Annotated in this window: 21 protein-coding genes; 16 read left to right on the top strand and 5 right to left on the bottom strand. The window is 63.8% G+C overall.

Annotated elements, in window-relative coordinates; translation table 11 throughout:
- Window positions 1-14: 14 nt before the first annotated feature.
- A complete protein-coding gene (locus tag G5S35_RS36065) occupies window positions 15-1076 on the bottom strand; it encodes a FecR family protein (RefSeq protein ID WP_183040219.1) in 1062 nt (353 codons plus the stop codon).
- A gap of 19 nt (window positions 1077-1095) precedes the next feature.
- Window positions 1096-1650 carry a sigma-70 family RNA polymerase sigma factor gene (locus G5S35_RS36060; RefSeq protein ID WP_065059246.1) on the bottom strand — a complete coding sequence of 185 codons (555 nt, stop codon included), beginning with the start codon at window positions 1648-1650 and terminating at the stop codon, window positions 1096-1098.
- A 720-nt stretch (window positions 1651-2370) separates the two neighbouring features.
- On the opposite strand from G5S35_RS36060, the gene G5S35_RS36055 reads away from it, so the two are divergent.
- The 16 genes from G5S35_RS36055 (at window position 2371) to G5S35_RS35980 (ending at window position 20631) form a co-directional block, all read left to right on the top strand.
- Window positions 2371-3585 carry an MFS transporter gene (locus tag G5S35_RS36055; RefSeq protein WP_110328967.1) on the top strand — a complete coding sequence of 405 codons (1215 nt, stop codon included), beginning with the start codon at window positions 2371-2373 and terminating at the stop codon, window positions 3583-3585.
- A gap of 58 nt (window positions 3586-3643) precedes the next feature.
- Window positions 3644-4780 carry an alkene reductase gene (locus tag G5S35_RS36050; RefSeq protein WP_176080689.1) on the top strand — a complete coding sequence of 379 codons (1137 nt, stop codon included), beginning with the start codon at window positions 3644-3646 and terminating at the stop codon, window positions 4778-4780.
- A gap of 46 nt (window positions 4781-4826) precedes the next feature.
- Entirely contained in the window at window positions 4827-6122 is a 1296-nt protein-coding gene (locus tag G5S35_RS36045; protein ID WP_183040218.1) for a c-type cytochrome, read from the top strand.
- Window positions 6119-6640 (top strand): (2Fe-2S)-binding protein, encoded by a 522-nt coding sequence (locus tag G5S35_RS36040; protein WP_065063010.1) that lies wholly within the window; start codon window positions 6119-6121, stop codon window positions 6638-6640. The genes G5S35_RS36045 and G5S35_RS36040 overlap by 4 nt, the downstream gene beginning before the upstream one ends.
- Window positions 6637-8901, top strand: coding sequence for a xanthine dehydrogenase family protein molybdopterin-binding subunit (locus G5S35_RS36035; RefSeq protein WP_183040217.1), 2265 nt, complete (start codon window positions 6637-6639; stop codon window positions 8899-8901). Before G5S35_RS36040 ends, G5S35_RS36035 begins: the two co-directional genes overlap by 4 nt.
- A gap of 6 nt (window positions 8902-8907) precedes the next feature.
- Complete coding sequence (locus G5S35_RS36030; protein ID WP_183040216.1) at window positions 8908-9828, top strand: LysR family transcriptional regulator; 921 nt, start codon at window positions 8908-8910, stop codon at window positions 9826-9828.
- 100 nt (window positions 9829-9928) lie between these two features.
- Window positions 9929-10648: a TetR/AcrR family transcriptional regulator gene (locus G5S35_RS36025; protein WP_065063004.1), complete on the top strand. Its 720-nt coding sequence runs from the start codon at window positions 9929-9931 to the stop codon at window positions 10646-10648.
- Window positions 10649-10992: 344 nt separating this feature from the next.
- Entirely contained in the window at window positions 10993-11487 is a 495-nt protein-coding gene (locus G5S35_RS36020) for a VOC family protein (RefSeq protein ID WP_176080686.1), read from the top strand.
- Window position 11488: 1 nt separating this feature from the next.
- Entirely contained in the window at window positions 11489-12712 is a 1224-nt protein-coding gene (locus G5S35_RS36015) for an FAD binding domain-containing protein (protein WP_176080685.1), read from the top strand.
- An 80-nt stretch (window positions 12713-12792) separates the two neighbouring features.
- A complete protein-coding gene (locus tag G5S35_RS36010) occupies window positions 12793-13155 on the top strand; it encodes a DUF485 domain-containing protein (RefSeq protein WP_124261720.1) in 363 nt (120 codons plus the stop codon).
- Window positions 13152-14792 carry a cation acetate symporter gene (locus G5S35_RS36005; RefSeq protein ID WP_065062996.1) on the top strand — a complete coding sequence of 547 codons (1641 nt, stop codon included), beginning with the start codon at window positions 13152-13154 and terminating at the stop codon, window positions 14790-14792. The genes G5S35_RS36010 and G5S35_RS36005 overlap by 4 nt, the downstream gene beginning before the upstream one ends.
- Before the next feature lie 82 nt (window positions 14793-14874).
- Entirely contained in the window at window positions 14875-15936 is a 1062-nt protein-coding gene (locus G5S35_RS36000) for an amidohydrolase family protein (protein ID WP_408583088.1), read from the top strand.
- Between the two features lie 372 nt (window positions 15937-16308).
- Window positions 16309-17607 carry an MFS transporter gene (locus G5S35_RS35995; RefSeq protein ID WP_183040215.1) on the top strand — a complete coding sequence of 433 codons (1299 nt, stop codon included), beginning with the start codon at window positions 16309-16311 and terminating at the stop codon, window positions 17605-17607.
- Window positions 17608-17673: 66 nt separating this feature from the next.
- Window positions 17674-18381, top strand: a complete 708-nt coding sequence (locus tag G5S35_RS35990; protein ID WP_065062991.1) for a VOC family protein — start codon at window positions 17674-17676, stop codon at window positions 18379-18381.
- Between the two features lie 118 nt (window positions 18382-18499).
- The gene (locus G5S35_RS35985; protein ID WP_065062989.1) at window positions 18500-19618 is read left to right on the top strand and encodes a porin; all 1119 of its coding nucleotides are present in this window, start codon (window positions 18500-18502) and stop codon (window positions 19616-19618) included.
- A gap of 113 nt (window positions 19619-19731) precedes the next feature.
- Window positions 19732-20631, top strand: coding sequence for a LysR family transcriptional regulator (locus tag G5S35_RS35980; protein WP_183040214.1), 900 nt, complete (start codon window positions 19732-19734; stop codon window positions 20629-20631).
- Between the two features lie 44 nt (window positions 20632-20675).
- On the opposite strand, the gene G5S35_RS35975 is transcribed toward G5S35_RS35980, so the two are convergent.
- The 3 genes from G5S35_RS35975 to G5S35_RS35965 all read right to left on the bottom strand — a co-directional run bounded on the left by G5S35_RS35975 (window position 20676) and on the right by G5S35_RS35965 (window position 23067).
- On the bottom strand, window positions 20676-21203 hold the full coding sequence (locus G5S35_RS35975; RefSeq protein ID WP_176080681.1) for a DsbA family protein: 528 nt from the start codon (window positions 21201-21203) through the stop codon (window positions 20676-20678).
- Window positions 21200-21712, bottom strand: a complete 513-nt coding sequence (locus tag G5S35_RS35970; protein ID WP_065062983.1) for a redoxin domain-containing protein — start codon at window positions 21710-21712, stop codon at window positions 21200-21202. The genes G5S35_RS35975 and G5S35_RS35970 overlap by 4 nt, the downstream gene beginning before the upstream one ends.
- Window positions 21713-21891: 179 nt before the next feature.
- Window positions 21892-23067 carry a hybrid sensor histidine kinase/response regulator gene (locus G5S35_RS35965; protein WP_065062981.1) on the bottom strand — a complete coding sequence of 392 codons (1176 nt, stop codon included), beginning with the start codon at window positions 23065-23067 and terminating at the stop codon, window positions 21892-21894.
- Window positions 23068-23072 lie beyond the last annotated feature (5 nt).

The raw sequence follows: 23072 nt of genomic DNA, 5'->3' as shown, positions 1-23072 counted from the left end.
TTATCGCGTGAGGCTCACGACGGCGCCGACAAGATCACGACGCGGCCCGCAATGCGCGTGGCTTGCAAACGCAACGTTTCGGCGAGGGTGTCGAGCGCCTGGGCCGGCGCTCCGATGGCGAAATTGCCCGATACGCGCAACGTCGCCGCGCTGCCGCGCACGTAGATGAAATGGCCTTTCCAATAGCGGTTGAGCGCGGCGGCCACGTCGGCGAGCGGCGCATCGGTGAACACCATGCGCCCGCGCTGCCACGCGGTGACCGAGTAGGCATCCACCACGGCGGCGGCCGGCGCGCGCACCGCGTCGCCATAGGCGACGCTTTGGCCCGCGCCCGCTTCCAGATTGCCCCACGCGTTGCGCACGTCCACGCGTCCCTGCGTGACCGTGACGAGCGATTCGCCGCTGTGCTGGGCGTCGTCGCCGGGCAGACTCGCCTGGAAGGCCGTGCCGATGTCGACGACCTCGCCATCGCCCGCGCGCACGACAAAGCGGCGCGCGTCGCCGTGCTTCACGTCGAACGCGGCGCGTCCGCGCGCCAGCACGATGCGGCGCTCGTGCGCGTCGTAGCGGACGTCGATGGCCGAATCGGCGTCGAGTTTCACGATGCTCCCGTCGTCGAGCGCGAACGTGCGCACTTCGCCCGCTGATGTCGACAAATCGGGCGCATGCACATACCACGCCGCGCCGACGCCGAGCGCCACGCACAGCGATGCAAAGGCCGCGCGCGGCGGCGTGAAGATCGAAGCCAAAGCGAAACGCGCGGCAGGGCGCCTGGCGCGCGGTTCCATGCGTTGTTCGACAGGTTGCTCGGCGCGCCGGTCGACGCGCTGTGCGGCAGCATCAGTGCGCGCCGAAACGTGCAGCGCATCGGCGCTGCGCCATTGCGCCAGCGCGTCGTCGAAGGCCGCGCAATGCAGCGGCGAGCGCGCTCGCCAGCGGGCGAGACGCGCATCGTCGGGCGTTGCGCGGCCCGCGTCGATCCGCACGACCCAGACGGCCGCCTCGGCGCGAATGCGGCGCGCATGCGCGGCCGCCCGCGCGTCGCTCGGGGTGTCGGCTGAAGTGGAAACGGACATGGCCGGTTGCGGGAATTCCTTAGTCATGAGCCGGCGGGATGTCGTCGCCGTGCGCGCCTCGATCGAACTCGACGAGACCCAGCAGGGCGCGCCGCAAATGCTTTTCGACCATGTTCTTGCTGATCTGCAGACGCTCGGCGATTGCTTCGTGCGAGAGCCCGTGCACCTTGCGCAGCACGAACACCTCGCGGCAGCGCGCAGGCAGCGCGTTCACGGCGCTTTCGAGCGCGCGCGCCGTCTGCATGGCCTCGGCGAGCTGGCTCGGATCGACGGGATCGATCGCCAGATCGGCAAAGGCGTCATTATCGTCGTCGAGCGGCGTCACGTCGATGCGTGCGTGCGCCGACGCGCGGCTTTCGCGGAAACGGTCGATCATGAGGTTCTCGATCACGCGCACGAAGAACGCGCGCGGCTGCCGGACCTCCGCGGTGCCGGGCAAGGACGCCACTTTGACGAACGCGTCATGGACCAGATCCGCCGCGGCTTCCGCCGACTTCATGCGGCGCGCGGCGAACGCGACGAGCGTCCGGTAATGCGCGGCAAAGGCGTTGGCGAGGCTGGAAGACGGCTGCACGGATCGGTCTGCACGGCACCAGTGCCGCACGGGCGGCCGGTTTCATGTCACTTACGGTTATTTTACGAATGAGAATTATTATCGTTTATTGGGTTTGATGCAAGGTGGTTGGGGATGGGGGCGTTTGGTTGATACTGAAAAGTGCGATAACTTAGATTATGTAAAATCAAAGAACCTCACCTCTGTGTGAGGCGCCAAGTCCGTCATCGTCATTCAATGTTTGGCATGGAGCGTGGGTTGCTGAGGCCATTCCCGACGCCTGTGCGGACCACTCAATCCTGTTCGGTAGATCGCTCTTTACGCGGCCGGCTGCTGCTACGACATCAATGCCTTCGCGCGAACGTTTCGCCGGCACGCATCGCGTAAAAGATGCGAGTGCAACAGGATCCGCAACTTCAGTAACCGCCGCCACGCGCCCATCGTTCAAACTTCCAGACGCTCCGACCGATTATGAGCGGCATTGATGAGCGGCATTGTCAATCGCGCCCTCCACAACTCGCGTCGAATCGACATCGTGCGAATCCAAAAAACGGACCGCAATTCGCAAAGCGCGGACTCTCCGACCTGCACATACTGCACCTGACACTGCGCTTTCATTGCAATTTACGCAACGCGGGGTTGCGTTGTGTTCGGCTTCCACAAGGCCGGCGACTCTTCTAACGTTGCGATCTGTTGAGTCTTCCGCGTCAGTGGCACGCGGCCACCGCTCAAGGAGCAAACATGTCCATGCCCTCTCGCGCCCTCGGCGGCAAATCGGATTCCGTCCAACTCACGTCGGGACTCGTCGCGCTGTTTGCCTTCGCTTGCGGCGCGATCGTTGCGAACCTGTACTACGCGCAACCGATCACGCTGCTGATCGGCTCGTCGCTCCACATGTCCGCCGACACCGCGAGCCTCGTCGTCTCGCTCACGCAGATCGGCTATGCGCTCGGCCTGTTCTTCATCGTTCCGCTCGGGGACCTGCTGGAAAACCGCAAGCTCATGATCGTGACCGCACTGGTGTCGATCGCGAGCCTCACGGCGGCGTCGCTCGTACATTCGGCAAGCTGGTTTCTCGTGCTCTCCTTCCTGATCGGCTTCAGTTCAGTCGCCGTGCAGATCCTGATTCCGCTCGCGGCGCACCTCGCGCCCGACCACTCGCGCGGACGCATCGTCGGCACCATCATGGGCGGGCTGCTGCTCGGCGTGCTGCTCTCACGCCCGCTCGCGAGCGTGGTCGCCGACCACCTGGGCTGGCGCGTCGTGTTCGGCGGCGCGGCGGTTCTGATGGCGCTCGTCACGGCCGTGCTCGCGCTCACGATCCCGCAGCGCCGTCCCGAGCACCGCGCCACTTACCTCGAATTGCTCGGCTCGCTCGTCGCGCTCACCCGAAGCCTGCCCGTGCTGCGTCATCGCGCGCTCTACCAGGGCCTCATGTTTGCCACGTTCAGTCTCTTCTGGACGGCGGTGCCGATCGAACTGACGCGCCAGTACCGGCTCACGCAGTCGGAGATCGCACTGTTCGCACTCGTGGGCGCAATCGGCGCCACCTCCGCGCCCGTGGCGGGCCGACTGGCCGACGCCGGTCATTCCGTGCGCGCCACGTTCGTCGCCCTGGTGACGGCCGCGCTGTCTTTCCTGCCAGCCCTCGTGCATCCGGCATGGGGCGTGTTCGGCCTCGTCGTCACCGGCATCACGCTCGATTTCGCGGTGCAGATGAACATGGTGCTCGGCCAACGCGAGATCTACGCGCTGCATGCGTCGAGCCGCAACCGCCTCAACGCGCTTTACATGACGAGCATCTTCGTGGGCGGCGCGATCGGCTCGGCGCTCGCCAGCACGCTGTTCGCGCGCGGCGGCTGGACGCTCGTTGCCGGCGTCGCCCTCGTTTTCCCGCTCATTGCGTTTGTCCACTTTCTTTTCGTCGGACGCACCCACGTGCGCACCGGCCGCTAGACCCCGAAGTCCGTACCCACAGTTCAACTGCAGGAAAGTGCCCCACAGGAAACTCGCCATGTCTTCGTTGCTGACTCCTTACGACCTGTCCGGTCTCGCGCTGCCCAACCGGATCGCGATGGCGCCCATGACGCGCGCACGCGCGCCACATCAAGGCGAAGCCACTGCGCGGATGGCGCAGTATTACGCGCAGCGCGCGTCGGCGGGCCTCCTGATCAGCGAGGCCACGAACGTCAGTTCGCACTCCGCCGCGTTCGAACTGGCGCCGGGCCTCGTGACCGACGCCCAGGTGCAGAGCTGGAAACCCGTGACCGAAGCGGTGCACGCGAAGCACGGACGCCTGTTCGTGCAACTCTGGCACAGCGGCCGCGTGAGTTCGCTGGCGCTACTCGACGGCAATCAGCCGCTCTCGCCTTCGGGCCTGAACGACGATCTGGAGCAACTGCAAGTGTGGGGGCAACTGCAAAACGGCTTCTACACGAAGATCCACGCCACGCCGTCGCGCGCCATGACGACGGACGAAATCGTCCAGGCCATCGCAGAGTACCGGCGCGCTGCCATCAATGCGCTCGCCGCCGGTTTCGACGGCGTTGAAATCCACGCCGCCAATGGCTATCTGCTGCATCAGTTCCTCTCGTCGACGACGAATACGCGCGAAGACCAGTTCGGCGGCTCGCTTGCCAACCGCACGCGCTTTCTCGCCGAAGTCATCAAGGCCGTGGGCGAAGTCATACCGCTCGCCAAAGTGGGCGTGCGCGTTTCGCCGTATGCGGCCTACAACAACGTGCGCGACGCCGATCCAGATGGCACTTACGCGTACGTCGCGCGCATGCTCGACGAAGCGGGCATCGCGTATCTGCACGCGGCCGACACGAACGGCTGGAGCGGCCAGCCGGACTTGCCCCGCATGATTGAGACCCTGCGTCCCGCGTTCAAGGGCACGCTGATGCTCAACGGCTCCATTACGCCTTCGGCCGCCGATCGCCTGATCGCCGCGGGCGACGCCGATCTCGTCTCGTTCGGCCGCGCGTACATCGCGAACCCGGACCTCGTCGAGCGTATTGCCGGGAATCTCGAACTGGCCGCGCCGCGCCCGGTGGGCTGGTATGGCGGCGACGATGTCGGCTACGTCGATTACCCGCCGCATGGCGCTCCCTCCGGCGAACCGTCCGCCGCCGACGCCCTCTCCTCGTGAAGCCTTACCGCAAAGGCGCCCATGAACGAGGAAGCGAGGAGATAGCATGAATCGCAAACGCATTGCGCTGGCCGTTGGCGCGCTCGCTGTCGTGGGCCTGGCGGTGGCGGGCGCCGTCATGTACGAGCCAGCCATCGCGCCCGTCACGCCGCCGTCGCCCGACAGCTTCGACGTCCAGCTCAAGCAGGAAGGCGCGCGCGTGGTCGCTCTGGGCGACTGCGTGGTATGCCACACCGCGAAGAACGGCAAGCCGTTCGCGGGCGGCCTGCCGCTCGCTACGCCGTTCGGTACGATCTATGCCACGAACATCACGCCCGACCCGCAAACAGGCATCGGAAACTGGTCGGAGGCGGCCTTCGCCCGCGCCTTGCGCCGCGGCATCGCGCGCGACGGGCATCAGCTTTATCCCGCCTTTCCGTACGTGCACTTCACGCATATGTCTCGCCATGACGTCTCGGCAGCCTATGCATACCTGATGAGCCGCGAGCCGGTCAAGGCCACCGCGCCCGCGAACGCGCTCGTTTTTCCGCTGAACTTCCGCCCGCTCGTGGCCTTCTGGAACGTGCTGTTCCTGCGCCCCGGCCCGCTTCAGCCAGACCCCGCGCACGACGCGCAATGGAATCGCGGCAAACTGCTGGTGGACGGGCTCGGGCACTGCGCGTCGTGCCACTCGCCGCTCAATGCCATCGGCGGAGAAAAGTCAGGGCAGGCGTTCGAAGGCGGCATTGTCGACGGCTGGGAAGCGCCGCCGCTCAACGCGCTCCACGGCGCGTCACAGCCGTGGACGCGCGAACAACTCGTCACGTACCTGCGCACGGGCCGCGCATCCGAGCACGGCGCGGCAGCTGGCCCGATGCTGCCCGTCACGCGCGACCTCGCAACCGTGCCTGAGTCGGACGTCGAGGCGATCGCCACGTACATCATGTCGCTTCAAAACGGCGATGCGCCGCATACGACGCCAGCGGCCGCCACGAGCATGATGAGCGCTGCGCGTGAGACCACACCGGCCGAGCAACGCGGCGCGGTGCTGTTCAGCGCATCGTGCGCGCAGTGCCACGGCGACGGCTCACCCATGCAGACGATCGGCGAACGCCCCTCGCTTGCCTTCAGCACGGCCATCAACGCCGACACGCCGCGCAACGCAATCCAGATGATCCTGAACGGCATCAACTGGCACGGCGAGGACGCAATGAACTACATGCCCGCATTCAGCGGCGTATACGACGACCGGCAAGTCGCCGATCTGCTCGCTTATGTGCGCGCAAAGTGGTCTGCGAAACCCGCGTGGCCCGACACCGTCCCGCTCGTCGCCAAGCTCAGAAAGGAGGACAGTGCGCGATGATTACCCTGAATGTCAACGGTGCCACGCACACGCTCGATATCGACCCGTCCACGCCGCTTTTGTATGCGCTGCGAAACGATCTCAAACTGCACGGAGCGAAGTTCGGCTGCGGCCTCGGTCAATGCGGCGCATGCACGGTGATCGTCGACGGCGAGGCCACGTTTTCCTGCCTCGTGCCGGTGAGCGCGATTGGCGCACGCCCCGTACGCACGCTCGAAGGGCTCGGCAACGCTGCGCATCCCGGAGCCTTGCAGAACGCATTCATCAAGCACCAGGCGGCGCAATGCGGCTATTGCATCGCGGGCATGATCATGCGCGCACAAGCGCTGCTCGACAAGAACGCGCACCCGAGCGAGCAGGAACTGCGCGATCACATGGAGCCGAACCTCTGCCGCTGCGGCACGCACATGCGCATTCTCGCCGCCGTGCGCGAGGTCGCGGGCATGCCACAGCCCGCGCTTCAATCGGTTGCGCAAGCCGTTGCTCAACCTCACATCGAAACGAAGGCGCAACGATGAGCCACCAGGACGATTTCGTCGACGAAGGCCGCCGCCACTTCATGATCTCGGGCGCCCTGTTCGTTGCCTTCAGCATGGCGCCCGGTGCAAAGCTGTTCGCTCAGGAAGTGATCGCCGACGAAGGCGCGGCGGTGCATGTCTCGAAGGAGACCCAGGCGCTCGCGGGCAGCCTCAAGACCAACCCGATGCTCGACGCGTGGATCAAGATCACGCCCGAAGGCAAGGTCACCGTTTTCACGGGCAAGGTCGAACTCGGCACGGGCGTGCGCACGGCACTGCTCCAGGTCGCGGCGGAAGAACTGAATATGGCGCCCGCGCTCATCACCTTCCTGACCGCCGACACCGGCGCGTCTCCCGACGAAGGTCTGACCGCGGGCAGCCATACCATCGCCGACAGCGGGTCGGCGCTGCTGAACGCCGCCGCCCAGGTGCGCGGCCTGCTCGTGGACGCCGCCGCGACGCACTTCAACGTGGACGGCGCGACGCTCGTCGCGAACAACGCGGTGATCCGCGCGCGCGACGGCCGGATGATGAGCTATGACGAGGCGGTTGGACTCGTCAACCTCCATCGTAGCGCCACGCCCACCTCGCCGCTCAAGGACCCGAAAACGTTCCGCGTGATCGGCACCTCACTGCCGCGCGTGGATATCCCCTCAAAAGTGACGGGGGGCGTGAGTTATGTTCAGGACATGGCGTTGCCCGGCATGCTGCACGCGCGCGTGGTGATGCCGCCGGTCTACGACGCGCACCTCACGGCGTACGACGAGGCCACGGTCATGAAGATGCCCGGCGTGGTCAGGATCGTGCGCAACGGCAGCATGCTGGCCGTCGTGGCGAAAGGCGAATGGCAAGCCGTCCAGGCGCAACGTGTGCTCTCGGCCGGAAGCGTCTGGACGAATGGCCGCGCGCTGCCCGATCCGCATACGGTGCATCGCGACCTGAAAGTCATCGCGACGGAGCCCATCAAGATCGCGGATCACCACGCGCCCATGCCGCCCGCCGTCAAGACGCTCAGCGCGCAGTTCACGAAGCGCTACATGATGCACGGCTCGATCGGTCCGTCATGCTCGGTCGCCCTGTTCGACGGCACGCAGATGACCGTCTGGACGCATTCGCAAGGTGTGTATCCGCTGCGCGACGCGCTCGCAGAAATGCTCTCGCTGCCGAAGGAGCACGTGCGTTGCGTACACGTGGAGGGTTCGGGCTGCTACGGGCACAACGGCGCGGACGACGTGGCCGCCCATGCGGCGTTGATCGCGGCGGCCATGCCGGGCCAGCCGGTTCGCGTGCAATGGATGCGCGAGCAGGAACATACCTGGGACCATTACACCCCCGCCATGGTGACGGAGGTGAAAGCCGCCATCGACGCGAACGGCCGCATCGTCGACTGGAACTACGCACTGTGGAGCAGCTCGCACAACGAGCGCATCGTCAACGCGGGGCGGCTGTTGCCTGCGCGCATGCTGGAAAAGCCATTCGTCTCCGCGCCTTCCACACCGATGCTGCAACCCGAAGGCGGCGGCGACCGAAACGGCATTCCGCTCTACGTGTTGCCGAACATCTACGTGATGAACAACTTTTCGCCGACCATGCCGCTGCAAACCTCGGCCATGCGTTCGCTCGGCGCGCACATGAACGTCTTCTCCATCGAAAGCACGATGGACGACCTCGCCCGTATGGCCGGCGTCGATCCCGTCGAGTTCCGCTTGCGGCATCTCGACGACGAGCGCGCGAAGGACGTCATCAAGCTCGCCGCAAAACAGTTCGGCTGGCCGCGCGCGCCGCGCGCCCGCAATCGTGGCGTGGGCTTCGGATTCGCCAGGTACAAGAACCTCATGGGGTACGTTGCCGTTGCCGTCGAAGTCTCGATCGAGCCGGAGACGGGTCAGGTGACGCTCGAGCATGCGGAAGCGGCGGTCGATTGCGGGCAGATCGTCAATCCCGACGGCATCCGCAACCAGATCGAGGGCGGCATCATCCAGTCCGCGAGCTGGACGCTGCACGAGTCCCTGCAATTCGACACGCAGCGCATCCGCAGCTTCGACTGGGGCACGTACCCCATCCTGCGCTACTCGTCGGCGCCCAAACAGATCAACGTGCATTTGATCGACCGCCCCGGCGCGCCCTTCCTCGGCGCGGCCGAAGCAGCCATGGGACCGACCGCCGGCGCGCTCGGCAACGCCTTGTTCGACGCAAGCGGCAAGCGCGTTCGCGACCTGCCGCTGGCCGGCGACTCGCTGCGCAAGCTCATCGAGGTGTAAAAGAGCATGGATACGCTACTGTCGATGCACGTGTTCGCACGCATCGTCGAAACCGGCAGCTTCACCCGCGCTGCGGAACTCACGGGGCTGACCACGCCGCGCGCCTCCGCGCTGCTGCGGCAACTGGAACAGCATCTGCGCTGCAAGCTGCTCAACCGCACCACGCGCCGCGTGTCGCCCACGGAAGACGGAAGCACCTACTATCAGCGCTGCGTTGCGGTACTCAGCGAGATCGACGACATGGAGGCCTCGCTGTCGCGCGCGCGCATCGCGCCCAAAGGCAAACTGCGCGTCAACATGCCGACGGCCATGGCGAGGCGCATTGTGATTCCCGCGCTGCCCGAGTTCGTGGAACGCTTTGCCGACATCTCGATCGACCTCGCGGTCACCGACCGCCGGGTGGACCTCGTGGGCGAAGGCGTGGATTGCGTCGTGCGCGTGGGCGAGCTGCCGGACTCCTCCATGGTCGCGAGGCGCATCGGCAGCATGTCCACCTGCACCTGCGCGACGCCCGCCTATCTGGAGCGGCACGGCACGCCCGAGAGCGTGGACGACCTTATGCATCACAGCACCGTCGACTACGTGTCGGCGGACACCGGGCGCCCGCGCCCGTTGGAGTACATGGTGGGCGGTGCGCGGCGCACGGTAGCCCTGCGCGGGGCGATAGCGGTGAGCGACGCCGACGCGCAGGTCGAATGCGCGCTCGCCGGTCTCGGTCTCGTCAAAACGTCGCTCTACCTCGTGGAGCCCGCCATTCGCGCAGGCCGGTTGTGCGAGGTGCTGCCCGACTGCAACACCCAGCCGCGGCCGGTTTCCGTCGTGTATCCGCCCGATCGCCACATGCCGCCGAAGCTGAAGGTCTTCATCGACTGGCTCTCGGCGCTCTACGCGGGCATTCCGGCCATGCAGGGGCAGCGTCTTTCATGAGCGCGCGCTCGCGAGTGCGGGAGGGCGCGGCATGGGGCCCGCTAGCCATCGGCGGGCAATCTTTGTATGATCCCCACGACGCAACCAGTGGTGATCCAGCATGCCGCGAAAGAAAACGGAGGGAGCCGCGACGCCGCAGGCGCAATCCGCCACGGCGCGCCGCCTTGCGCCTGAAGTGCGCGAGCGGCAGATCCTGCTCAAGGCCATCGACCACTTCGCCACGCACGGCTTTTCGGGCAGCACGCGCGAACTGGCGCGCCAGCTCGGGGTCACGCAACCCCTGCTCTACCGCTATTTCTCCAGCAAGGAAGCGCTCATCGACCGCGTGTACGACGAGGTCTACCAATGGGACTCGTCGTGGGAAAAGCTAATTCTCGACCGCACGGTTCCCATTCAGGAGCGCATGGTCACGTTTTATCACGGCTATTCCCAAGTCATCCTGCGCCGCGAGTGGATTCGCATTTTCATTTTCGCGGGGCTGACAAAGGAAGGCATCAACTCGAAATACCTCGCGCGCCTGCGCGAGCGCGTGTTCGTCCCCGTGATGAACGAGATTCGCGAGGCATACGGCGTGGAACCCGCGAACAATGCGCAACAACGCGCGGCCGATCTCGAACTGATCTGGAGCCTGCACGCCAGCATTTTCTATATTGGCGTGCGCAAATGGATTTACGGGCTGCCGGTTCCCGACGACCTCGAAGGCCAGATCGCCTTGCAGATCGACGCCTTCCTCAACGGCGTTCCGGCGGCGCTCAAGCATCTGCGGCCCGCGCCCGCGGCCAAAGCGACGCGGGCAAAACAGGCGAAAGCGGCGTCCTGACGCACTCGTTCGTCCTCGCACGTCATGCGTGGGACGTTCGCGCTGACGCGAGCTTCGCGCAGCTTGCACGGTCCGCAACGCGGCATTGCATTAGCCGCAGATTCCCGCGTTGCCACACCCTCCCCAACATACACGTGCCACCTCGCAAACAGTCCGCGATTTCGCGCACGCCCCTGCGCATCCACGAAGCCCCGAGCCTGGCCTGATTCGAGCGATACGCCCCTTGGAACGCCCGTCCGCTCCAGGGTAAACACCCGCGCTTTTGCGCTTGGTATTCAGGCGCCTTCCTCCCTACAATTTATCAACCGATCAGTTATCGATCGATAAATTATGAGGAACATCTTATGCCGATTACCAGACTCGCCCACTACTCGATCCGCACGACCGATCTCGAACGTTCATGCGGGTTCTACGAACGTGTGCTCGGCTTCACGCGCGGCTACCGGCCGCCCTTCGACTTTCCCGGCGCGTGGCTCTACCGGGGTGGCGACGAAGCCGACTTCGGCATCGTCCACATCATCGGCGTGGACGCGCACAACCCCGATGGACTGACCGCGTACCTGGGCGACAAGGCCCTGGTAGAAAGCGGCACGGGAAATGTCGATCACATCGCCTTTCTCGCAACCGGCGTGCAGGCGATGTGGCAAACGCTGCGCGCCGAAGGGCTCAAATGGCGCGATCGCACGGTGCCCAGCCTCGGCCTGCACCAGATCTTCGTGGAAGACCCCTCGGGCGTCACCATCGAACTGAACTTCCCCGCCTCGGAGGTCGAACACGGCGAGAAACGATCGTCAGCATCACTGAACGAATCGGGCAATCTGGCAAAGGCAGGGAACTGAGATGAACGGCAAGATTACGAAGGGCACCGCGATCGTGGTGGGCGGCTCGCTCGGCGGCTTGTTCGCCGCCAACCTGCTCGCGCGCGACGGCTGGACGGTGAAGATTTTCGAACGCGTCCCGGAGGCGCTCTCGGGACGCGGTGCGGGTATCGTCACGCATCCGGAGCTGTTCGCGGCGCTGAGCGCGGCGGACATCCACTTTGACGACACGATCGGCGTCAGCATCGACAAGCGCGGCACATTCGATCAGGATGGCGAATTGATCTCGTCCTGCCATATGCCCCAAGTGCTCACCGCATGGGGCAAGATGTACAGCGTGTTGCGCGGATCGATCCACGATGCTCACTATCACCCGGGCATGTCGGTCGTCCGCGTGGACGAAGACGCCGAGCGCGCCACCGTCACATTGGCCGACGGCACGACGCACACGGCGGATCTCGTGATCGCGGCGGACGGGCTGCGCTCGGCAATCCGCGAGCAGTTTTTGCCGCGCGTGGCGTTGCAGTATGCGGGCTATGTCGCATGGCGCGGTCTTGTCGACGAAGCGGCCATTTCCGCGCCCACGCATGCTGCGCTCTTCGACAAATTCGCGTTCTGCCTGCCCCCGCGCGAACAGATTCTTGGCTACCCGGTGGCCGGCCACGCCAACAGCACCCGGCCCGGCGAGCGGCGCTACAACTTTGTCTGGTACCGCGCGACCGACGAGCAGGTGGCACTTCGCGACATGCTCACCGATGCGTCGGGCAAACGCTGGGAGGGCGGCATCCCGCCGACGCTGATTCGCGACGACGTGCTGGCCAACATGGAAGACGCCGCGCATGCGCTGCTTGCGCCGCAGTTCGCCGAGGTCGTGACGAAAGCCGCGCAGCCGCTCTTCCAGCCCATTTTCGATCTCGAAGTGCCGCGCATGGCCTTTGGCCGCATCGCCCTGCTCGGCGACGCCGCATTCGTGGCGCGCCCGCACTGCGGAATGGGCGTGACCAAAGCCGCGGGCGATGCGATGGAACTCGTCAAGGCATTGCGCGAAGGTGCCGACGTGCGCGCTGCGCTGGAAGCCTATAGCGCCGTTCGCACGGAATTCGGGGCCGCCATCGTTCAGCATGCGCGCCACCTTGGGGCGTACATGCAGGCGCAACTCAAGGACGCGTCCGAGCGCGAGATGGCCGAACGTTACCGCACGCCCGAGGCGGTGATGCGCGAGACCGCCGTTCCCTGGACGGCTTGACGGCACCCGCGTGGCGCACATCGGCAACGCCATACCCGGGTGACGCCGCGCGAGCCAAACACAATCGAAACGGAGACTACGTGGAACCCACTCTTTCCTCTCACGGCGCATACGGGCCCGAAGGAGCGGCCCTGTCCGCCGATCCCCCGCTGACGCTGGTCGGCAATCCCCGCTTTACCGCGCTCGTGAAAACGCGCCGCGCCTTCTCGTGGGGCCTCTCTGCCTTGATGCTCGGCGTCTATTTCGCGTTCATCCTGTCACTTGCTTTCAACGCGAAATGGCTCGGCATGCCGATCACGCAAGGCAAGCCGATGACCTGGGGGTTCCCGGTCGGTTTCGGCATGTTCGTATTCACGTTCGCGCTCGTGGCGATCTATGTCGCGCGCGCCAACGGCGTACACGACGCGATGGTCGAAGCCTGCGCAAAAGGAGGGACGTCATGAAACGCCTTGCACTCCTCGCGTGTTATACGCTGGCGGTCCTGCCCGTTGCGGCGCAAGCCGCGACGACTTCTTCTATCGCGCAAGGCCACAATACGCTCGCCATCGGCATGTTCCTCGTTTTCGTCGCCTCCACGCTCGTCATCACCAAATGGGCGGCGCGCAGGAACAACAGCGTATCCGACCACTACGCGGCAGGCGGCAAGATCACCGCACTTCAGAACGGCTGGGCCATTGCGGGCGACTACATGTCGGCCGCTTCGCTGCTCGGCATCTCCGCGCTAGTATTTACGAGCGGCTACGACGGCTTGATCTACTCGATTGGCTTTCTCGCAAGCTGGCCGATCATTCTGTTCCTCATCGCAGAACCGCTGCGCAATCTCGGCAAATACACGCTCGCGGACGTCGTGTCCTGGCGTCTCGCACAGCGCCCGATCCGTGCATTCGCGGCGTCGAGTTCCATCGTCATCGTGCTGCTCTATCTCGTCTCGCAGATGGTCGGCGCCGGCAAGCTGATCGAACTGCTGTTCGGCCTGCACTACAGCGTGGCCGTGGTGATGGTGGGCGTGCTGATGGTCGTTTATGTATTCTTCGGCGGCATGCTCGCCACCACGTGGATCCAGATCATCAAGGCGGTGCTGTTGCTCGCGGGCGCGGCGTTCATGGCGATCATGGTGCTCTCGCGCTTCGGCTTCAGCCTGAACGCACTCTTTGCCCAAGCCGTTGCCGTGCATCCGGCGCACGACGCAATCATGCGACCGGGCGGCCTGGTCTCCGATCCGGTTTCGGCCATCTCGCTGGGCCTCGCACTCATATTCGGCACCGCGGGCTTGCCGCATATCCTGATGCGCTTTTTCACAGTCCGCGACGTCAAGGCGGCGCGCAAGAGCATTCTTTACGCGACGGGCATCGTCGGCATAGGCTACGCCCTCATTATCGTGATCGGGTTCGGCACGATTGCGCTCGTGGCGACGGACCCACGCTATCACACGCCTTCGGGCGCGGTGACAGGCGGCGTCAATATGGTCGCGATTCATCTCGCGCACGCGGTGGGCGGCAATGTCTTTCTAGGCTTTATCTGCGCCGTTGCGTTCTCGACCATTCTTGCCGTCGTGGCGGGGCTCACGCTCGCGGGCTCTTCTGCGATCTCGCATGACCTCTATGCGAACGTGCTGCGCCGTGGCAAGGCTTCCGAGCGCGACGAAATGCGCGTCTCGCGCGCGACCACCTTTGTTCTGGGCATATTCGCCATCCTGCTCGGACTCGCGTTCGAAAAGCAGAATATCGCGTTTATCGTCAGCCTGACGTTTTCGATCGCCGCAAGCTCGAATTTCCCGGTGCTGCTGTTGTCGATTTACTGGCGTGGCATGACCACGCGCGGCGCCGTGGCGGGCGGCACGATTGGACTCGCCGTCGCCGTGGTGCTGACCATACTCAGCCCAACAGTATGGGTGCAGGTGCTGGGGCACGTTCATGCGGCTTACCCGTACGAATATCCCGCGCTCTTTTCGATGATTTGCGCATTTGCGGGCATCTGGTTTTTCTCAGTCACCGACCGCTCAGCCCGCGCGCAACGCGAGCGCATGCTGTTCGATTCGCAAACTGTCAGATGTGAAATAGGCACCACGCACGGTGCGTAAGCCTCGCAAGTACTCACCACATATAAACAGAAGGAGACAAGGTATGGATTGCACATGCTGTATTTCCCCGGCTCGCCGCCGTTTGCTCGGCGCACTGGGCGCGGTCGCCGGGGGAGCCGCACTCGGCGTGAGCGGCAAACAGGCTTCGGCGGCGGCCGCCAACCAGCGTTCGATCGATGTTCACGCGCACTACTACCCCGAAGCGTATTGCGACCTCGTGGGTAAGGAGGGTTCGAAATACGGCGGCAGTTTTGTGTCCGACGGCCTTTCGTTCACCTTCAAGACACCGGCCGGCGGCCTGGGTCCGTTGCCCATGAAGTTCATCGATGTCGACCAACGCCTGCGGGACATGAACGCAAGTGGCGTCGATGTTCAGGCGCTATCACTGAGTGTGCCCATGGCATACTGGGGCGACCGCCCGTTCAATGCGCGATTGGCGAGAACGTGGAATGTGGCAGCATCGGACGTCTATCGCGCCCACCCCACACGATTCGTCGTGCTGGCGACGCTGCCGATGCTGGACGCGCGCGACGCGCTCGATGAACTCGATCGCGCCGCGGACTTGCCTGGCGTGCGCGGCGTGTATATGGGCACGAACATCGACAATCACGATCTCGACGATCCCCGCTTCGATCCGATTTTCGCCCGTATCGCCCAAATGGGGCTGCCGGTCTTTTTGCATCCCCAACAAACCGTCGGTGGGAGCCGCCTCGCCGACTACTATCTGAGCAATCTGCTTGGCAATCCTTTCGACACGGCCATTGCCGCGTCGCATCTGATTCTCGGCGGCGTGATGGACCGCTATCCCACGCTGGAAATCACGCTGCCGCATGCGGGCGGGGCTTTGCCGATTCTGCTGGGGCGCATCGATGCCGGGTGGAATGTGCGGCCTGAAACGCGCAAGCTCGCCCAGCAGCCCAGCAGCTACGCGCGCCGCTTCAGCTACGACTCGGTTTCCCATTCGGCGCCCATACTCGAGTTTCTCATCAAGAACGTCGGCGTGGATCGACTCGTGCTTGGCAGCGACTACTGCTTCGATATGGGATACGAGCAGCCCGTGCGCTTTCTCGACCACGTTCCGATCGATGACGCCGGGCGCAACATGATCGTGGGCGGCAACGCCGCACGACTGCTGCGCATTTAGCCGGGCCCGCCTGCTGCACTACGCGAGCGTCCCGCTACAGCGCGGGGCACGCCCGCGTCTGATTTCCCTTTCTTGAGCCGAGCTGGATCGTTTGGTTCAGCTTGGACGCGCTATTTCCCTCGCGTCGCATTCCTTTAATCCACTTCATCCATTGCCTGGCGCACCCGCGTATTCCGCGGCGCGTGCATGCCCTTTTCACGCCTGTGCATTGCAGAAAACGCAACGCGGCGTTCGCAAGATCTCCGTTTATCGTGTTTTTTTTCGGCCCTATTCTTGAGCCCGTCGATGCATGTGCAGCGGCGCTTGAACGATAACCCCGGTTTGTTTCGCGCGTGCGTCGGCACGACGAAATCATCCAGACACAGGACATGTATGCGCAAGCTTGACGAATTTCACCGAGGCTGGCCTCAATTGATTGCTTGCACGGCCGGCCTCGGTGTCGGAGTGATCGGCCTGGGTTCTTATAACCTCGGTCTCTTTGCCAGGGACCTCGAACAGGCCTTTGGTCTCACGAAAACGCAGTACGGCGCGGGATATCTCGCGTTCACACTCGGCCTTGCCGTGGGATTGCAGTTCTGGGGGCGCATGCTGTCTCGCTTCGGCGCCGCGCGCACAGTCGCCGCCAGCGCGCTCGCGCTTGCGCTGTGCTTTCTCGCGATTGCAGCCGGCGCGCGCTCCCCCGTGACGTATATCGGACTCATCGGACTCCTTGGTTTAGTGGGTAGCGGCACCAGCGGCCTGCCTTACACGCGCGTGGTCAGCAGCTGGTTCGATCGCGGCCGGGGTCTCGCACTGGGCCTCACGCAGGTCGGTTTGGGTCTATGCGGCGCGGCGTTCCCGTTGTTGATCGCCGCCGTGATTCACCGGCTAGGCTGGCATGTCGGTTACATGGCGTTGTCCGCACTGGCCGCGACCGGTGTGCCCATCGCTCTCCTGGTGCTGCGCGATCATCGCGCCGAAGCGACGACGTCCGAAACGCCGCCGCAGCGCGAGGAGAGACCGCACGCCGTCGATATGCAAGCGCTCGAGCGTGAGTTCGCCGATGCCAAACGCAGCCGCACATTCTGGCTGATGTTCGTCGCCTTCACGCTCTCCACCCTCGTGGTATCCGGCAACGCTCAGCACATGGCGCCGTTGCTCGCTGAGTCCGGCGCGGCGCCGGGCACCGCCGCGAAATACATCAGCCTGGTCGGCATCGGCACGATTTGCGTGCGACTGATCTGCGGGTGGCTTTCCGACTATGTTCAGGCTTCCTGGCTCATGGTCTTTTCGTGCCTGGTAGGCGCAGCGGGCCTGCTCGCGATCCATTTCGGCGGCATTCGTTATGCGGCTTTCTATGCGTTCTCAGTGGGCTGGACATTCGGCGGCGAAATCGACCTCGTCTCATACATGTGCACGCGGTATTTCGGCCTGCGTGTGTTTCCTCGCGTCTACGCGTGGCAATACGGCTCGCTTTGCATCGTCGCCGGCATCGGCCCGTTCTCCATCGGCTGGCTCGCCGACCGGTTCGGCAGCTATCAGCCCGGCCTCATGCTGAGCGCGCTGCTGGCCATTGCAGCCTCCGCAGTCTTCGCCTTGATGCCTCGATACGAACAGAACGATGCTTCATCTAAAAACGCGAACCCGTCGTCGACTTCACCGCAAATCGGGCCATCGCTTCATAACCGGTAAGCCTGCCCCGAATTCAAGGCAGAAACGGCTCGCCCTCTCCCCCCCACAGCAAGGAACGCACTCACGATGATTCACTTCGATCATATTTGCCTCGCCGCGCAAAACGTGTACGAAGCCACATTTCGACTGAGCCAGGAAACCGGCATCGGCAATTACGACGGCGGATTCTTCCCGCTCTACGGCATCGGGCATCGCGTCGTGCCGCTCGCCGAAGATATTTACATCGAGGTCGAAAGCATTGTCGATCATACGGTCCTCAAGCGCGGGCAACCGCTTGCGGAATTCTTCGCGCGCCAAACGCAAACAGGCGACTGCTTCGTTGGATGGTGCCTGCGTGCGGACACGCTCGATGAACTGGAGGCCTTCGCGCGTCACCACCATACCGTGGTCGATCCGAACACCACGGGCAAGGAGGCCGGCCGTCAGATGATGAACGGCAATCGCAGCTTTGCCTTGCAGACGCCCAGCGCGTTGACCGCCTGGCCCATCGGCAAGCCGAACCTGTACTTCAAGATGACGAACGGTCCGCATCCTGCAACGCTGCCGGTCGTGCCGGGATCGGGGTCGGTGCGCGGCGAGGGCCTCAACTGGATTGAAATTGGCGAGGATGAAGATGCGCTCGCGCGCTGGCTTGGCGATATCGCGCGTCCCGCCGACTTTCCGTTCGAGATTCGCTACAACAAGCAGCATTCAGGCCTCTATGCCTTGGGTGTCCAGACCGACGCGGGCGAGAAGGTAATTCGCCGCGCTCCGGTCAGTCCCATCGCAGCCTGATCTCCCGTTTTCCCCACACGCTCACGCGTTATTGCAGCGTCCGCGCAATCGTGCGCGGACGCGGGAATCGCCACGTCCATTGAACGCGCTTTGGTCCGCGGAATGACCGGAATCCAGAATGAAATTAAAAACGCACGCACTCGCACTGATTTGTCTGGCCGGCGCACATGCCGGCGCGGCCCATGCACAAAGCACCGTGACTCTGTACGGTCTCATTTCCGTGGGCATTGCGTGGTCGCCGAATCAATCCGGCCATCACACCTGGCAAGCGCTGAGCGGGCAGAATCAAAGCCCCCGCTGGGGCCTGCGCGGCACGGAGGACCTGGGCGGCGGCAATAGCGCCGTATTCGTGCTGGAAAATGGCTTCAATCCCTACACCGGCAGCGCGAGCCAAAGTGGCCGCCTGTTCGGACGCCAGGCCTATGTGGGTCTTTCCAGCCCGAGATGGGGCACGTTCACGGCCGGCCGTCAATATGACGCCGTGGTCGATTACCTCGGGCCGAACACGGCGTGGAGCTGGCTGGGCAGCGTTGGCGACAGCGACAACACGTTCAACAATATCCGCATCCAGAATTCGCTCAAGTACGTGACGCCGAACATCAAAGGCTTCAAGGCGACCGCGCTTTACGGGTTGAGCAACGCGCCTGGAGGATTTGCGAACAATCGGGCGTTCAGCTTTGGGGCGAGTTACGACTACGGCGGTTTGAACTGGAACGTTGCCTATGCGGAATACGACTCGCCTTATAGCTCGACGAATCAGCCGGGCGCGGTCGATAATGATTATTCGGCAAGCTATCTGATCTTTACGCACAGCGCGGCGGACCCGCACGCCTACGCGAGCCGCCAGAAGATCTTCGGCACCGGCGGATTCTACACGGCGGGGTCGGCGATATTCGGTGCGATGTACAGCAACGTCAACTACGACTATCTCGACGCCACGCACCTCACGCTCAACAACTTCAACGTCAGTGCGCGCTATTACTTGAGACCATGGTTGCTGCTCGGCGCGGCGTATGTGTTCACGCGCGGCGTCTACGATCGCCCGCGCGAGATACCCATGTGGCACGAACTGAACCTCGCCATCGTGTATTCGCTGTCCAAACGCACGGACCTTTCGATGCTCACATTCATGCAGCAGGCCGCAGGCGACGCTCACCATGCAACCATACTCGGATATGGACCGGCCAGCGGCAATCGCCAGCTCGTCGTCACGCTGGGGATCAAGCACAAGTTCTAAGGGGACGCAAGAAAGGCCCCGCAGCCGAGCTGCATTCTCTCGCTCGACTCTTTTCGTTCAGGCGCCGGGTTGACTTAGAATCGAACGGGCCCACAAGCCAATCGGGAACCGACATGGACAAGTTGTTAGCCCTGCATACCTTGCTGAAAGTCGCGGACTGCGGGGGATTCACGGCGGCGGCACAGGAGCTCGGCAAAACAACGTCTTCAATCGCGCGCATCATGGACGGTCTTGAGGCATCGCTTGGCACGCCCCTGCTCACGAGAACCTCGCGCAACGTCTCGCTCACCGATGCGGGGTGCGCTTATGTCGAACAGGTGCGGCAGGTGCTTTCCGATCTGAACGATGCCGATAGCAGCGTGATCGATCGCGGCAGCGAACTCACGGGGCATTTGCGTGTGTCGGTTTCCGCGACCTATGGCCGTCTTCACCTCGCCACGCGAATACCCGAGTTTCTTCAGGCCTATCCCAGGATCACCATCGATCTCGTCGTGTCGGACGTCCACCTCGATCTCGTGAATGACCGCCTCGATGTGGCCCTGCGTGTTGGCGTGCCCGACCTCGACGACCGCCTCATCGTCAAGACGCTCGGCAAAAGCAAACGCTTTCTGGTAGCGAGTCCTGCGTGGCTGGAGCGGCATGGACGCCCCGCCACGCCCTCCGACCTTTCTCGGGCCGAATGCCTGCAATTCGCCTATAAGCCGGGGCGACGACAGCGCTGGAATTTTCGCTTGGGCGACACGACGGAGCCCGTTATCGTGACCGGTCAACTCGTGACCAATAACCTCGACATGATCGCGGGAGCCGCAATTGGTGGCCAGGGCGTAGCGTTGCTGCCCAGATGGCTCGTGGCACCCGACCTCGAAGCCGAACGCCTCGTGCGGCTATTCGAAGACTGGGAAATCACGGCCGATGCGGGCGAGGCTTTCGTGTATGCCACCTACCTTCCCAACCGCCGCCTCTCGCGCAAAGTTCGCGCTTTCATCCGCTTTGTCGAGGGTTTCTCAACCTAGAAGGCTTTCGGAGCCCAGTGTCTCCACCACCGGATCGGCGCCGCTCACGCGCCGGCCGCGGCAGCATCGAGGGCTTCGAGCAGACTCCTGGCGTCGCGATCGCCGTCATAACGCCGACCGTTGATGAACAGGCTCGGCGTACCATTTACGCCGCTACGCAAGCCGCCGTCGAAGTCACGTTGAATCCGTTCGTCATAAGCGCCTTCGAAGGCCGATTTCAAGTCGCTCGCACTCACGCCGACGTGCGCGGCGTAATTCGCGAGCGCAGCATCGTTCAATGCGCCCTGGTTTTCATATAGCAGGTCGTGGGCCTCCCAGAAGCGTCCGACCGCCGCGGCGGCCTCCGACATTTGGGCCGCATGGAGCGCATGCGGATGCATCGAAGTCAGCGGAAATTGCCGGAACACAAAGCGCAGACGATTGCCCATCGCTTGCTGAACGGCCTTGACTACAGGATACATCGCGCCGCAATACGGACATTCGAAGTCACCATATTCGACAAGCGTGACCGGCGAATCAGCGGTGCCCTGAATATGGTCGGCGGCGTGCACGGGCGGCGTGAGATTGCTCATGACAGCACCTGTTGCGTGGTGGGGGCGAGGCGTTGCAGGGCGTCGAGTACGCCGTCCACGCCGGGATTGATGCTGATGGGCGAGACGTCCGACCAGCGCACGAAGCCTGCGCCATCGATCACGAAAAGCGCCCGCTCGCTCACGCCCTCCGCTGCACGATAAACGCCATAACTTCTGGCGACTGCCCCTTTGGGCTCGAAATCGGCGAGCATCGGAAAGTGATAGCCGCGCTGCGTCGAAAAGGCCGCGTGCGACCAGGCGCTGTCTACGGAAATGGCGACGAGCTGTGCTTCGTAGTGCTTGAACATGTCGAGCGCGGCATTGAAAAGACCGAGTTCGTCACTGCAAACCGGACTCCAGTCGGCTGGATAGAACGCGAGGACGACCGGAGCGCCGCGCAACTCCGACAACGACATCGTCTGGTCCGGCGTGGCGGGCAATGTGAAGTCCGGCGCTTGCGCACCGGGCTGCAGCGGGGAAGCATGATGTACGGAAGGCGACGTGTTCATGTTCGGGAACGCTCCTGATGGGCTTCAGTGAGTTACCGCCTAACGCGGCAACCGATGTGTTCCAGAATATCGCCGGGCTTGACGGTCTGACAATCATGCCGTCGCATGAAGATTTCACTAGAAGGCAGGAGCGAACGAAACCTTCGTATAACCGCGAGGAACGCCCTCTGTGCCGTACGTCAAGGCGAGGTCGCAAGCCGATACACCGGGCGGCTCGAAACAGCCAGCGTCACCGCGAGGCCGCCGCCATTGTCCGCCAGAGTAAGCGTTCCGCGATGCAGTGTCGCCACGCTCTTCACGAGTGCCAGGCCAAGTCCGACGCCAGGCGTCCCGCGGCTCGCGTCGCCGCGATAGAAACGCTCCGTCACTTTCTCGCGCTCGCACAGCGGAATGCCGGGGCCGTCGTCAGCGACTTCGATTTCGATCACGCCTTCGCGCTCGTTGACGCTCACATGCACTCGCGTGCAAGCGTACTTGAGCCCGTTGTCGATCAGGTTGCCGATCGCCTGCGCAATGAGTAGCGGGTCGACGATCGCATTGAGTTCGAGTGGACACGTGAGAGACAGCGCGATGCCCCGCACGTCGCCGAGCGGCTGATAGAAGTCCACGGCCTCCGAAACGATGTCCGCAACGTTACTCGAAACGAACCCTGAGCGCCTGACGCCCGCATCGATTTCCGCGAGACGCAGCAGCGCGTTGAAGATGCTGATCACACGGTCGATATCGCCGAGCGCCCCTTCGAGGCGTTCGAGCGTGTCGGTGCCGACCTGCTTGCGCAATTCGAAGATCATCACTTCCATACGCGCGCGCAGCTCGGAGAGCGGCGTTCGCAGATCGTGAGCGATGGCATTCGACGAGTTGCGCACGCTGTTGATCATCTCGACCAGCGCTTCCTGCGCGACCTGGCGGCGCTCTATCTCTTCGTGCAGGCGAGCGTTGCGTTCTTGTAGTGCCTGCTGAAGCCGCCGCAACTTGACGTGCGTCTGCACACGCGCAAGCAACTCTTCCATCTGAAGCGGTTTGGTCACGTAATCGACCGCACCAACCTGAAATCCCCGGTGTTTGTCGTCGGCACGCGAAAGCGAGGTCATGAAGATCACCGGGATCTCCCACGTTTCGGGTTGCGCCTTGAGCCGGCGGCACACTTCGAAACCGTCGAGTCCAGGCATCATGACGTCCAGCAGGATCAGATCCGGACGCACCAGTTCCGCCCGGTTCAGCCCCTCCTCACCATCGCGCGCGATCGACACCTGAAGACCGCTTGCTTCCAGAAAGTCCACTACGATGCCCAGATTCGACGCCGTATCGTCGACCACCAGCACGACGGGCGGCCTGATTTGAAATTCGTCGGGCATAGACG

The sequence above is a fragment of the Paraburkholderia tropica genome (assembly GCF_014171495.1).
GTDB lineage: Bacteria > Pseudomonadota > Gammaproteobacteria > Burkholderiales > Burkholderiaceae > Paraburkholderia > Paraburkholderia tropica.
The sequence above is the reverse complement of the archived record's forward strand: the minus strand, read 5'-3'. Positions and strand labels throughout refer to the sequence as shown.